The sequence below is a fragment of the Xanthomonas sp. NCPPB 2250 genome (genome assembly GCF_056725265.1).
In genome coordinates this window covers 803862-817389 of sequence record NZ_CM161520.1, presented here as the reverse complement: position 1 = coordinate 817389, position 13528 = coordinate 803862, and the positions used below count along the sequence as shown (strand labels likewise).

The following is a 13528-nucleotide window of genomic DNA, read 5'->3' as shown; positions in this document are numbered from 1 at the left end:
TCGCGCACGAGGCCGCAGTGCGGCGCAGAGGCCTCGGCCGTCATCCAGGCGCAGACTCACGCCGGCGCGGCTTCCACGCATCTCCGAACTTACTGCCACACTCCAGCCGGACGCCGCTGGCCCTTGGGAGCTACCTGTCATGCCGCCGCGACGCGCGAAGTGATGTGCTTTCCGCTGGCGCAATGCGTCGGGACTTAAGTCCCTCCCACAGTGCACCCGGCAGGCGCGCCGTAAGCACCTGTGGGAGCGACTTCAGTCGCGACGAGTGAAGCCATCCAATGAACGATTGCTACAGCCAGTCAGGCCTGAGTCCCCTCTCACAATGCACTCTGCGGGACTCGCCGCACGCCCCTGTAGGAGCGGCTTCAGCCGCGACAGGGCTTGACCGGGAATGCCCGTCGCGGCTGAAGCCGCCCCTACAGGACATCTCCCAGAATAGGTGTAGCGCCTTCACTCGCTCATCGAATAGGCGCGCTCGGCACCCGCCGCCGCCCAGGAGGTGTTGGGCGTGGCCTGCAGGGTGAAGCGCAGTTCGCCGCCGGCCATGAGTTCCTCGTGGCGCAGGAACGCGCGGTTCAACGGGCGCCCGTTGAGGGTGACGCTGCCGACATAGGGATGCGCGTCGTCCAGGCCGTCGGCGATCACCGTGAAGCGCTTGCCGTTGGGCAGCGCCAGGGTGGCGCGCGGCAGGAACGGGCGGCCGAGGATGTACTGGTTGCTGGCGGGCGCCACCGGGTAGAAGCCCAGTGCGGTGAACACGTACCAGGCCGACATCTGTCCCATGTCGTCGTTGCCCGCCAGGCCGTCCGGGCGCGCCGCGTACTGGCTGCGCATGATCTGCTGCAGCCGCGCCTGGGTACGCCACGGCTGCCCCGCGTAGGCATACAGATAGGCGACGTGATGGCTGGGCTCGTTGCCGTGCGCGTACCAGCCGATCAGGCCGGTGATGTCCTCCATGTGCGCGAACACCTTGGGATCGACCTTGGCGTCGAACACCTGGTCCAGCCGCGCCAGCAGTTTGTCGTCGCCGCCATGCGCACTGGCCAGACCGGCCACGTCCTGCGGCACGTACCAGGAGTACTGCCAGGCGTTGCCTTCGGTGTAGTCGGTACCGTAACCGCTGGCATCCGGATCGAACGGGGTGCGGAAGCTGCCGTCGCGCTTGCGCGCGCGCATGAAGCCGGTGTCCGGGTCGAAGGCGTTGCGCCAGTTGCCGGCGCGCTTGGAGAAAGTGGCGGCGACCTCGGTGCGGCCCATGTCCTGCGCCATCTGCGCGATGGTCCAGTCGTCGAAGGCGTACTCCAGGGTTTTGGAGGCGGCCTCGCCTTCCTCGTCGATCGGCACGTAGCCGAGTTCGCGGTACTGGGCGATGCCGTCGTAGGGGCCGTAGTCGGCGCTGGCCACCATGGCCTTGAGCGCGGCATCGGTGTCGTAGCCGCGGATGCCCTTCATGTACGCGTCGGCGATCACCGGCACCGCGTGGTAGCCGATCATGCACCACGTCTCCAGGCCATGGAACGCCCACACCGGCAGCACGCCGTAGGGGCTTTCGCGCTGGTGCGCGAGCAGCGAGTTGACGATGTCGTTGGTGCGCTGCGGCGGCTGCACGATGGTCAGCAGCGGGTGCAGCGCGCGGTAGGTGTCCCACAGCGAGAACGTCGAATAGTGGGTGTAGCCCTGCGCCTGGTGCACGGCGTTGTCCGGCCCGCGGTAGCGGCCGTCGCTGTCCATGAACAGGGTCGGGCCGAGCAGGCTGTGGTACAGCGCGGTGTAGAACTGGGTGCGCTGCGCGGGCGGCGCATCCACCTCCACCGCGCCCAGCGCCTGCGCCCATTGCGCGCGTGCCGCGCGGCGCACGCCGTCGAAGTCCCAGCCCGGCACTTCGGCGTCGAGATTGGCGATGGCGCTGTCCTCGCTGACCGGCGAGATCGCCACCTTGACCAGCAGCGGCCCGCGCAGGGCGTCGCCGAAGTCGAAGCTGCCCACCAGTTGCCGGCCTTCGATCTGCGCGCGCTGGGTGGGGTCGTTGTCGCCCGGCGGCGGGAAGCCCTTGTAGGGGATGTCCTGCTCGGTGTTGTGGAAGGCATGGCCGCGCAGCGGCTGCGAGAAGCGCAGGGCGAAGTACAGCTGCCGCCCCGGCGCCCAGCCGCGGGTCTCGCGGAAGCCGGTGACGGTGCCGTCGGCGCGCAGGCGCAGCCGCGACCAGCTGATCTTGCCCGGGTAGTCGTACAGGCTGGTGCGCAGGTCCAGCAGCACGTGCGCCGGCTGCCCGGCCGGGTAGGTGTAGCGGTGCACGCCGACGCGGGCGCTGGCGGTGAGTTCGGCGCGCACCTTATAGTCGTCCAGGGTTACCGCGTAGTAGCCCGGTTCGGCGCGCTCGTCGTCGTGGCGGAAGCGCGCGCTGTAGCCGCTGCCGGGCGTGTCCGGGTCGCCGCGTTCCAACCGCACCGCGCCGCTGATCGGCATCAGCAGCACGTCGCCCAGGTCGGAGTGGCCGGTGCCGGAGAAGTGCGTATGCGAGAAGCCGACCAGGCTGCGGTCGTCGTAGCGGTAGCCGGCCGCCCAGCCGTAGGCATCCTTGCGCGGCTGGATGCGCGTGTCCGGGCTCAGCTGCACCATGCCGAACGGCACCGTGGTGCCGGGATAGGTGTGGCCCTCGCCACCGGTGCCGATGAAGGGATCCACCGCCGCCACCGCACGCTCGCCCACCGTGGCGTCAGGTGCAGCGACGGCGGGCGCGATCGGCCACAGCGCGGCCAGCAGCAGTGCGGCGGCACCGCCCAGCATCCTCGAGCTGCGCATGGCAGGCTCCCCGGTATCGAATCGATCCAAACCGATAGCACAAACCCGCTGCGATGCCTTGCTGCACTGCAAAATGCGGATCGAATCACGACAGCGCAGGATGAGCGACCTTTTGAACCGGTCTAATCCGCCGTGGCGCCGTCTCCCGCCGACAAACGCGTCACCGTGTCCGACATCGCCGCCGCCTGCGGCGTGTCGCGGGCGACCGTGTCGCTGGTGCTGCGCAACAGCCCGCTGGTGCACGCGGACACGCGCGCGCGGGTGGCGGCGGAGATCGCCCGCCAGGGTTACGTCTACCACCGCGGCGCGGCCAGCCTGCGCGGCCGCGCGTCCAACGCGGTGGCGCTGGTGGTCAACGACCTGGCCAACCCGTTCTTCGCCGAGTTCGCCGGCGGCGTGGACGCGGCGCTGGCCGAGGCCGGCTACGTGATGCTGATGGGCAGCACCGGCGAATCGCCGGAGCGCCAGCAGACCGTGCTGGCCTCGCTGATCGAGCATCACCCGGCGGCGATGATCCTCTCGCCCACCGAGAACACCGACGCGGCGCGGCTGCGCCAGCTGCTGGGGCCGCGCCTGCCGGTGCTGCTGTTCAACCGCGCGCTGGACGGCGACTGGCCGCTGCTGGCACTGGACAACCGCCGCGGCGCGCGCCTGGCCACCGAACATCTGCTGGCGCAGGGCCACCGCGCCATCGCCTTCTTCGGCGGCCATCGCCAGTCCAGTTCCTGCGCCGAGCGCCGCGCCGGCTACCGCGAGGCGCTGGCCGCCGCCGGCATCGCGGTCGACCCGGCGTGGCTGATCGAATGCGCGCCGACCCGGCTGGAAGCCGCGCGCCAGGCCGGCGCGCTGTGCGCGCGCGACCCGCTGCCGACCGCGCTGGTCTGCTACAACGACGTGGTCGCGCTGGGCCTGGCCAGCGGCCTGGCCGAACGCGGCCGCGTGGCCGGCCGCGACTACGCACTGATCGGCTTCGACGACATCCCCGAAGCCGCCGTCGCCACCCCGCCGCTGTCCACCGTCGCCGTCGCCCCGCGCGAGCGCGGCATGCAGGCCGCGCGCCTGGTGCTGGACGCGCTGCGCCACCGCCAGGCCCTGCCTGCGCTTACCATCGCCCCCGCCCGGCTGTGCCTGCGCGCCAGCAGCCGGGTCGCCCTCTCGCCCGTTCCCGGAGTCGCTGCATGAGCCGTCGCCCGCTGTCCAACACCGCCGCCATCGCGGTGGTCAGCATGATCTTCTTCACCTGGGGCGGCCTGACCAGCCTCAACGACGTGTTGATCCCGCATCTGAAAGCCGTGTTCCAGATGAACTACGCGCAGTCGATGCTGATCCAGTTCACCTTCTTCGGCGCCTACTTCCTGATGTCGGTGCCGGCCGGTGCGGTGGTGTCGCGGGTCGGCTACAAGGCCAGCATCGTCATCGGCCTGGTGGTGGCGGCGATCGGCGCGGCGATGTTCTATCCGGCCGCGCGCCTGCCCTCCTACCCGCTGTTCCTGACCGCGCTGTTCGTGCTGGCCAGCGGCATCACCCTGCTGCAGGTGGCGGCCAACCCGTACATCAGCCTGATCGGCGCCCCGGAGAAAGCGCCGAGCCGGCTCAACTTCGCGCAGGCGCTGAACTCGCTGGGCACCACCGTGTTCCCGTGGCTGATCGGCCCGTTGATCCTGGCCGGCGCGGTGCTCGGCGCCGACCAGCTGGCGGCGATGAATCCCGCGCAGCTGTCCGCCTACCGCATCGAGCAGGCGCGCTCGGTGGAAATCCCTTACCTGATGCTGGCCGGCGGCCTGCTGTTGCTGGCGGTGTTCGTGCTGGTGATGCGGGTGCCGTCGCTGCGCGAGGACAACGACGCCAGCACCGAATCGCATCACCGCTTCGCCGACGCGCTGCGCCACCCGCACCTGCTGTGGGGCGTGGTGGCGATCTTCATGTACGTGGGCGCGGAAGTGTCGATCGGCAGCTTCCTGATCAACTACATCTCCGGCCCCACCACCGGTGGCCTGACCGAAGCCGCTGCCAGCCACTATCTGCCGTTCTACTGGGGCGGCGCGATGGTCGGCCGCTTCGCCGGCGCGGCGCTGCTGCAGTTCGTCCCGGCACGCAAGCTGCTGGCGACCTTCGCCGGCATCGCCTCGCTGCTGCTGATCGCCACCATGCTCAGCACCGGCCACGTGGCGATGTGGAGCGTGATCGCGATCGGCCTGTTCAATTCGGTCATGTTCCCCACCATCTTCACCGTGGCCATCGAACGCCTGGGCGTGCTCACCAGCAAGGCCTCCAGCCTGCTGATCATGGGCATCGTCGGTGGCGCCCTGGTGCCGCTGGCGCAGGGTGCGCTGGCCGACGCCATCGGCATCCAGCACGCCTTCGTGATCCCGCTGCTGTGCTACGCCTACATCGTCTGGTACGGCCTGCGCGGTTCGCGCCTGTCGCCGGAGCTGGCGGCGGCCGCACCCACCACCGCGCCGACCGCGCGCGTGATGCACTGATCCGCTGATCCGTTCCCGGCACGGCGGCGGCGCACACGCGTCGCCGCGCACCAACGCCTTCCCCTCCCTCACCCAGCTCGCCAGCCAACCGCATGAACCTGCCCGCCACGCCCCTGCCCGACTTCGCCGACGCCGCCGTCCTGCGCGCGCACATCGCCGACACCATGGCCTTCTACCACCCGCGCGCGATCAATCCGGCGGGCGGCTTCTTCCACTACTTCCGCGACGACGGCAGCGTGTACGACGCCGGCCATCGCCACCTGGTCAGCAGTACCCGCTTCGTCTTCAACTACGCGATGGCGGCGATCGAGTTCGCCGACTCGGCGCTGGCCGCCGAGTACCTGGACGCCGCGCGCCACGGCCTGCACTACCTGCGCGAGGTGCACCGCGATGCCGCCAGCGGCGGCTACGTGTGGACCCTGCGCGACGGCGTGGCCGAGGACCGCACCCAGCACGCCTACGGCGCCGCCTTCGTGCTGCTGGCCTACGCCACCGCGAAGAAGGCCGGCCTGGACACCGATGCGTGGATGGACGAGACCTGGCAGCTGCTGGAAACCCGCTACTGGGACGCCGCCGCCGGCCTGTACCGCGACGAGGCCACCCCGGAGTGGACGTTCTCCAGCTACCGCGGCCAGAACGCCAACATGCACCTGTGCGAAGCGCTGATCGCCGCCTACGAGGCCAGCGCCGAGCCGCGCTACCTGCAGCGCGCGCTGCTGCTGGCCGACCACATCACCCGCCGCCAGGCGGCGCTGGCCGGCGGCCTGGTGTGGGAGCACTACGACGCCGACTGGCAGGTGGACTGGGACTACAACCGCGACAACCCCAAGCACCTGTTCCGGCCGTGGGGCTTCCAGCCCGGCCACCAGGTCGAGTGGTCCAAGCTGCTGGTGTTGTTGCACGGGCACCTGCAGGCGGGCACCGGCACCGCACCGGGCTGGCTGCTGCCGACTGCGCGGCACCTGTTCGATACCGCGCTGGCGCACGGCTGGGACGCGCAGCATGGCGGCATCGTCTACGGCTTCGCTTCCGGCACCGAAGAGGCACCGGTGGTCGGCGTGCCCGACGTGGCCGCGGCGCCGACCTACTTCTGCGACGACGACAAGTACTTCTGGGTGCAGGCCGAAGCCATCGCCGCCGCCTCCCGGCTGCTGGCCGCCACCGGCGATGCCACGTATCGCGCCGCCTACGACAAGCTGTGGGCCTACTCCTGGGAGCACCTGGTCGACCACCGCTACGGCGCCTGGTTCCGCATCCTCAGCCGCGACAACCGCAGCTACAGCGACGAGAAGAGCCCGGCCGGCAAGACCGACTACCACACCATGGGCGCCTGCCATGACGTGCTGGCGGTGATGCGCGGCAGCAAAGCGTTCGCGTAACACCAACGCGGCAAGCATGGGCGCCGGCGATCCGGCGCCCTTATGTGTTGTCGGTCGTAGGAGTCAACTGTCAAGCAGCCGCGATGACAGGAGGAGCGTATTGGGCCTGATCGCGCGCGATGGCATTGAGCCAGCGCAGGAACTTGTGCATGCAGGCGACGATGGCGACCTTGGCCGGCTTGCCCGCTGCGCGCAGGCGCGCGTAGGTGTTGGCCAAGGGGGATTTGGCGCGGATGCTGGCCCAGGTGGCCATGTACAGCACGCCTCGCACGTCGGCACGTCCGCCTTTGATGCGGCGCTGGCCTTTCCAGCAACCACTGTCGTGATTGAACGGGGCCAGTCCGACCAAGGCGGCGATCTTGCGCGGCGGCAGCGTGCCCAGTTCCGGCAGCCGCGCGGCCAGGACCGCGCGCAGGATCGTGCCGAGCCCTGGCACCTTGGGGAGGCTCGAGCAGGTCCTGCCCTGCTGCTCGATCTCCTGCGTCAACGTCTGGATCTGCTGGTTCAGCAGAGCGATTACCTCTCGGCAGTGGCGTTGCACCTTGGCGCTGGTGATGTGCTCCAGGCGCCGCCGATGGGCATCGCGCTGACCGACCACGGTGGCGCGCAGGTCCAGCAGTTCGCGAAGAGACTGCTGGTGCTCGGGCACCACGGGCGTGGGCGTGGTCGGGATGCGCTGGGCAGCCATGGCCAGCAGGCGCGCGTCCAGGGCATCGGTCTTGGCATGCAGGCTCAAGGCCTGGGCTAGCTTGCGCGGACGATCGGCGGCCATCCGCACCGCCGGCAGGCCTGCCTTTCGGAGCACCTGCAGCACGGCACGTTCGTAGCCACCGCTGGCTTCCAGCACGATCCGCTCGCAGCCCAGCCCAGCCAGACGTTGGGCCAGCGCACACTGCCCCTGTGGCGTATTGGGCTGGGTCCAGGCCTGCTCGTCCGGCAGGACATGAATGACCAGTTCGGCCTTGGATACATCGATCCCGACATAGCGCCGCATAGACGTTCTCCACAGTAGACTCAGGGACGAGAGCGCTCCTGCCGATGCCCATGCTTGTGGAGTTCGAGCTCGTCACTCGGGCAACTGTTCGGGCTTGTCAGGCAGGAGAACCGGAGTGCGGCGGCGCTGACTCCTACTCGTGCTCGCTTGGCACTGCGGCTAAACGGCCTGCCGCACTCCGCTCTCACCTGCAACGATAGACTCTCATTTGACACAAGCGGCTTCAGCCGCGACGAGGCGTTACCGGGAACGCCCAGTCGCGGCTGAAGCCGCTCCTACAACGGCCGGGCAGCGGCGCGTCACATGGGCAACATCCACACGCAAGGTAGCGGCTCGCTCCTGCGCCCACAAAAAAGCCCCGCACTGGCGGGGCTTTTTCGTTACCGCGAACCGCGCTCGATCAATCGATATCGAGGAAGCTGCGCAGTTGCTCGGAGCGGCTCGGGTGACGCAGCTTGCGCAGCGCCTTGGCCTCTATCTGGCGGATGCGCTCGCGGGTCACGTCGAACTGCTTGCCGACTTCCTCGAGGGTGTGGTCGGTGTTCATGTCGATGCCGAAGCGCATGCGCAGCACCTTGGCTTCGCGCGGGGTCAACCCGGCCAGCACGTCGCGCACGGTCTCGGACAGATTGATGTTGGTGGTGTTCTCGATCGGGGACTCCACGTTGGTGTCCTCGATGAAGTCGCCCAGATGCGAATCCTCGTCGTCGCCGATCGGGGTTTCCATCGAGATCGGCTCCTTGGCGATCTTCATCACCTTGCGGATCTTGTCCTCGGGCATGTCCATTTCCTTGGCCAGCTCCTCCGGGGTGGCCTCGCGGCCGTACTGCTGGAGCATCTGCCGGGAAATGCGGTTCAACTTGTTGATCGTCTCGATCATGTGCACCGGGATGCGGATGGTGCGCGCCTGGTCGGCGATCGAGCGGGTGATCGCCTGGCGGATCCACCAGGTGGCGTAGGTCGAGAACTTGTAGCCGCGGCGGTACTCGAACTTGTCCACCGCCTTCATCAGGCCGATGTTGCCTTCCTGGATCAGGTCGAGGAACTGCAGGCCGCGGTTGGTGTACTTCTTGGCGATGGAGATCACCAGGCGCAGGTTGGCCTCGACCATTTCCTTCTTGGCCTTGCGCGCCTTGGCTTCGCCATAGGCCATGGCGCGGCTGATTTCCTTCAGCTCGGCCAGGCTCAGGTAGGTGGCCTGCTCGACCGCCACGGTGGCTTCCTGCTCGGCGATGATCTGGTCCTTGACGTCGCGCAGCGCCGACGACCACTTCTGCTTGCGCTTGAGCGCGTCGTCGACCCAGGCCACGTTGGTCTGGTTGCCTTCCCAGGAACGGATGAAGTCCTTGCGCGGCATGCGTGCTACGTGGGTGGCCAGGTGCAGCACGCGGCGCTCGTGGTCCTTGACCTGGGCCATGGTGTCGCGCAGCTTGCGCACCAGCACGTCGGTCAGCGGCAGCGGCAGCTTCAGGGTGACGAACACCTCGGCGATGTCGTTGCGCAGCTTGGTGACCAGCTTGTGCTCGGCGCCGTTCTTGGCGTGCGCCTTCTTGAACTTGGCGTACTCGGTGGCCAGCACTTCCATGCGCCGCGCGACCTCGGCCGGATCCGGACCGGTCGGGCCGGCATCCTCTTCGGCGGTGTCGACGTCGTCGTCGTCATCCTCGTCGGCATCGGCATCGGTGGCGCTGTCGTCGTCGGACACCGCGACCGGCGGCGCCGGCTCTTCCTCGATCAGGTCGTTGAAGCCGACCACGATCTCGGCCAGGCGCTTCTTGCCTTCCTTGTGCTGTTCGTAGTCCTCGAGCAGGGTCTCCACCGCCAGCGGGAACGCGCCCAGCGCGGCCTGCACCTGGCCGAGGCCTTCCTCGATGCGCTTGGCGATGGCGATCTCGCCTTCACGGGTCAGCAGTTCTACTGTGCCCATCTCGCGCATGTACATGCGCACCGGGTCGGTGGTACGGCCGCCTTCGGTGTCGAGCGCGGTCAGCGCAGCGGCGGCTTCTTCGGCCGCGGTGTCGTCGACTTCGCGGTTGCCGGTGTTGCCGTCGTTGAGCAACAGGGTTTCGGCATCGGGCGCAACTTCATGGACATCGATGCCCATGCCGTTGATCATGCCGATGATGTCTTCGATCTGTTCGGGGTCGACCAGATCGTCGGGAAGATGGTCGTTGACTTCCGCGTAGGTCAGATAGCCCTGTTCCAGGCCCTTGCTGATCAGTTGCTTGATGTCGGATTGCTGGGCAGGACGTTCGTTGGCCATGAGTGCTCGCGCCACCGGCAGGTAGGTGAATGAGTGAACCTAGCATTATAACAGCCCGGACCGCCGCTTGCCGGACGAGGAGCCTGAATGGCTCCGCCAGGAACGCGCCGGCGTCTACGGCCGGAGCAGGAAAGTGACCGGGCCGTCGTTGACCAGGCTGACGACCATATGGGCACCGAAGCGGCCGCTTTCCACCCCTGGCGGGTGCTGCGCGCGGCACACCTCCAGCAATCGGTTGAAGCCGCGTTCAGCCTCGGCCGGCGGCGCCGCGGTAGTGAAACTGGGCCGCATCCCCGAGCGCGTGTCGGCGGCCAGGGTGAACTGGCTGACCAGCAGCAGGCCGCCGCCGGTGTCGCGCAGCGAGCGGTTCATGCGGCCGCTGTCGTCGGAGAACACCCGGTAGCCGAGCAGGCGCTCGGCCATGCGCTGGATCCTGGCCTCGTCGTCGCCCGGCTCCACCGCCACCAGCGCCAGCAGGCCGGGCCCGATCTGGCCCACGACCTCGCCATCGACGCTGACCGAGGCCTGGGTGACGCGTTGGATCAGCGAGAGCATAGGGCTGGGATTGGGGATTGGGGATTCGGCATCGCCCGCGCGCTTGGCGAACGGCTGCGATCACGCAGGATCATCGCCGAACCGCCGGGATTGGGGAAGCCGGATCGCGTGCCGCCGACGCGATCCGCGATGCCGGTCGGGCAGGCCAGATGCGCCGAGCGGATAAACTGGGCCGATGAAACCCGCCACGCTCGCTTCCCTGCTGTACCGCTGCGCCGCCGCCGTGGCGCGCCTGCCGTGGCCGTGGCTGCGCCGCCTGGCCGACGGCCTGGCCGGGCTGTGGCTGCGCCTGGATGCGCGCGAGAGCCGGGTGGTCCGGCGCAACCTGGAGCTGGCCTATCCGGAGCTGCTGCCCAGCGAGCGCGTGGCCCTGCAGCGCGACGTGCTGCGCTCCACCGCGCGGCAGGCGTTCGAGACCCTGGCGCTGTGGACCCGGCCGCCGGAACAGAACCTGGCGCGGCTGCGCCTGCGCCACGGCCAGGACCTGTACGACGCGGCGCTGGCCGCCGGCCGCGGGGTGATCGTGGCCGCGCCGCATTTCGGCAACTGGGAGCTGCTCAACCAGTGGCTGGCCTCGCGCGGCGACATCGCCATCGTCTACCGCGCGCCGGAGTCGGCGGTGGGCGACGCCTTCCTGCAGTTGGTGCGCAGCGGCGAACGGGTGCGCCAGGTGCGCGCCGAGGGCCCGGCGGTGCGGCAGCTGTTCAAGACGCTCAAGGACGGCGGCGCGGTCGGCATCCTGCCCGACCAGCAGCCCAAGGCCGGCGACGGCGTGTTCGCGCCGTTCTTCGGCGTGCCGGCGCTGACCATGACCCTGGTCAACCGCCTGGCCGAGCGCACCGGCGCGACCGTGCTGTTCGCCTGGTGCGAGCGCGTCGGCAACGACCTGGAGTTCGCCCTGCACGTGCAGCCGGCGCCGCCGGAGATCGCCGATGCGGACCCACTGCGCGCGGCCACCGCGCTCAACGAAGGCGTGGAACGGGTGGCGCGGCGCGACCCGGCGCAGTACCAGTGGACCTACAAGCGCTACACGCTGCGCCCGGACCCGGCCGAGCCCAATCCCTACGCCACCGAGCGCCATCCGCACTAGCAGCGACCGAGACGCTCGCCCCGGGCGAAGCCCGCTAATCGTCGTGCGGCTGCGCCGGACCGGCGAGGATGCGCTGGTAGAACGCCAGGTCCAGCCAGCGCCCGAACTTGAAACCGGCCTCGCGCACGGTGCCCGCATGCACGAAGCCCAGTTGCTCGTGCAGGGCGATGCTGCCGGCATTGCTGGCGTCGATGCCGCCGACCAGCACGTGCACGCCGCGCGCCTGCGCGGTGTCGATCAGGGCCTGCAACAAGCGCCGGCCCACGCCGCGGCCGCGATGGTCGCGGTGCACGTAGACCGAGTGCTCGACGCTGTACTTGAACGCCGGCCAGGCGCGGAAGGTGCCGTAGCTGGCGAAGCCGAGCAGGGTGCCGTCGGCATCCTCCAGGCCCAGCACCGGGAAGTTGCCGGCGCGCTTGGTCGCGAACCACGCCGCCATGCTCTCCGGCGGGCGCGGCCGGTAGTCGTACAGGGCGGTGGAATGGACGATGGCGTCGTTGAAGATCTCCAGGATCGCCATGGCGTGGCGCGGTTCGGTGCAATCGACGAGCTGCATGCGGGGGCCGGAGCGGACGCGGTGCCGCACAGTAGCAAGCAACCGGCGGCACGTGCACACCTCACCCACGCCGGCGCGTTGCCGCAGCCGCCGATTTGGTTGCATCGGCGGCGCGCGCGAGCGGACACAGTGCGTTCCATCGCCTGCAGGCTGGCGCATCAGGCAAAGCGCGCGACAATGGCGCCTGGGCGCCACGCGCCTGCCGGCACCGCGCCGGGGCCACCGCGACCGGATGCGGCAGCCTTGAAGCGGCGCCGCCGATCCCCCATCTGGAGTCGTGCATGACCAGCCCCACCGCCCCTTCCGCGCACGCCTTCGGCGATCCTGCCGCGATCCGCAGCGAACGCGCGGCATCGGAGCTGCGTGCCGGGCGCCCGGTCCTGCTCGAAGACGGCAACGGCCGCACCCGCGCGGTGATGGCGCTGGACAGCAGCACCGAACCGTCCTACCTCGGCTTCGCCCAGGCCACGGCGCAGCGGCACTACCTGTTCGTGACCCCGCCGCGCGCGCAGATGCTGGGCCTGGACGCGCCGCAGGGCGCGCGCATCGCCCTGGCCGGGCACTCCTACGACGCGCTGGCGGCGCTGGCCTACCTGCGCGACGGACCGGTGCCCGCGCAGTGGCAGCCCGGCGACGCGCTGGATGCCGGCGCCGCCGAGATCGCGCGGCTGGGCCTGCTGCTGCCGGCGATGGTCGCCGCGGACCTGGGCGCCGACAGCAGCGCCTTCCAGGGCTGCCAGTCGCTGCGGCTGGACGACCTGGAACATGGCTGCGCCCTCGCCGCCTCCGACAGCTACACCCTGGTCACCCGCACCCAGGTGCCGCTGCGCGACCTGGGTCCCGGCGAATTCGTGGTGTTCCGCGGCGGCGTGGCGCAGCGCGACCAGGTCGCGATCGTGATCGGCCAGCCCGACCTGAGCGCGCCGGTGCCGGTGCGCGTGCATTCCTCCTGCCTCACCGGCGACCTGTTCGGCTCGCTCAAGTGCGACTGCGGCGACCAGTTGCGGCACGGCCTGGCCAAGCTCAGGGCGCTGGGCGGCGGCGTGCTGCTATACCTGGACCAGGAAGGCCGCGGCACCGGCATCGCCACCAAGATGCGCGCCTACGGCTACCAGCACGACGGCCTGGACACCATCGACGCCGACGCGCAACTGGGCTTCGGCGCCGACGAACGCCGCTACGGCAGCGCCGTGGCGATGCTGCGCGGGCTCGGCATCGGCCGCGTGCGCCTGCTCACCAACAACCCGAACAAGGCCGAACGCCTGCGTGCGGCCGGCATCGAGGTGACCGAGCGCATCCCGGTCACCGGCACCATCACCGCCGAGAACGAAGGCTACCTGCGCACCAAGGCCGCCCGCGCCGGCCACGCGCTGGACGTGGACGCGTTGCTGCGCGCGGCGCGCTGA

10 protein-coding genes are annotated in these 13528 nt (G+C 69.7%); 5 read left to right on the top strand and 5 right to left on the bottom strand.

Going from position 1 to position 13528, the window contains the following annotated elements:
• Window positions 1-450: 450 nt before the first annotated feature.
• Window positions 451-2802: a GH92 family glycosyl hydrolase gene (locus AC1PMG_RS03450; protein WP_481110670.1), complete on the bottom strand. Its 2352-nt coding sequence runs from the start codon at window positions 2800-2802 to the stop codon at window positions 451-453.
• 132 nt (window positions 2803-2934) lie between these two features.
• Between AC1PMG_RS03450 and AC1PMG_RS03445 the strand changes: the two genes are divergently transcribed.
• The 3 genes from AC1PMG_RS03445 (at window position 2935) to AC1PMG_RS03435 (ending at window position 6664) form a co-directional block, all read left to right on the top strand.
• Entirely contained in the window at window positions 2935-3984 is a 1050-nt protein-coding gene (locus AC1PMG_RS03445; protein ID WP_167087862.1) for a LacI family DNA-binding transcriptional regulator, read from the top strand.
• Complete coding sequence (locus AC1PMG_RS03440) at window positions 3981-5285, top strand: sugar MFS transporter (protein ID WP_481110669.1); 1305 nt, start codon at window positions 3981-3983, stop codon at window positions 5283-5285. Before AC1PMG_RS03445 ends, AC1PMG_RS03440 begins: the two co-directional genes overlap by 4 nt.
• Window positions 5286-5377: 92 nt before the next feature.
• Window positions 5378-6664, top strand: a complete 1287-nt coding sequence (locus tag AC1PMG_RS03435; protein WP_481110668.1) for an AGE family epimerase/isomerase — start codon at window positions 5378-5380, stop codon at window positions 6662-6664.
• A gap of 70 nt (window positions 6665-6734) precedes the next feature.
• Here AC1PMG_RS03435 and AC1PMG_RS03430 read toward each other — a convergent pair whose 3' ends face one another.
• From AC1PMG_RS03430 to dtd, 3 genes are all read right to left on the bottom strand, one after another.
• Window positions 6735-7658 (bottom strand): IS110 family transposase, encoded by a 924-nt coding sequence (locus tag AC1PMG_RS03430; protein ID WP_481110172.1) that lies wholly within the window; start codon window positions 7656-7658, stop codon window positions 6735-6737.
• A gap of 400 nt (window positions 7659-8058) precedes the next feature.
• The gene (gene rpoD, locus AC1PMG_RS03425) at window positions 8059-9921 is read right to left on the bottom strand and encodes an RNA polymerase sigma factor RpoD (RefSeq protein ID WP_048490828.1); all 1863 of its coding nucleotides are present in this window, start codon (window positions 9919-9921) and stop codon (window positions 8059-8061) included.
• Window positions 9922-10035: 114 nt separating this feature from the next.
• Window positions 10036-10476, bottom strand: coding sequence for a D-aminoacyl-tRNA deacylase (dtd, locus tag AC1PMG_RS03420; protein ID WP_481110667.1), 441 nt, complete (start codon window positions 10474-10476; stop codon window positions 10036-10038).
• Window positions 10477-10651: 175 nt separating this feature from the next.
• Between dtd and AC1PMG_RS03415 the strand changes: the two genes are divergently transcribed.
• Entirely contained in the window at window positions 10652-11566 is a 915-nt protein-coding gene (locus AC1PMG_RS03415) for a lauroyl acyltransferase (protein ID WP_481110666.1), read from the top strand.
• 34 nt (window positions 11567-11600) lie between these two features.
• Here the strand turns inward: AC1PMG_RS03415 and AC1PMG_RS03410 are convergent, their stop codons facing one another.
• Window positions 11601-12122, bottom strand: coding sequence for an N-acetyltransferase family protein (locus tag AC1PMG_RS03410; protein ID WP_481110665.1), 522 nt, complete (start codon window positions 12120-12122; stop codon window positions 11601-11603).
• A gap of 281 nt (window positions 12123-12403) precedes the next feature.
• Between AC1PMG_RS03410 and ribA the strand changes: the two genes are divergently transcribed.
• Complete coding sequence (gene ribA / locus AC1PMG_RS03405) at window positions 12404-13528, top strand: GTP cyclohydrolase II RibA (RefSeq protein WP_481110664.1); 1125 nt, start codon at window positions 12404-12406, stop codon at window positions 13526-13528.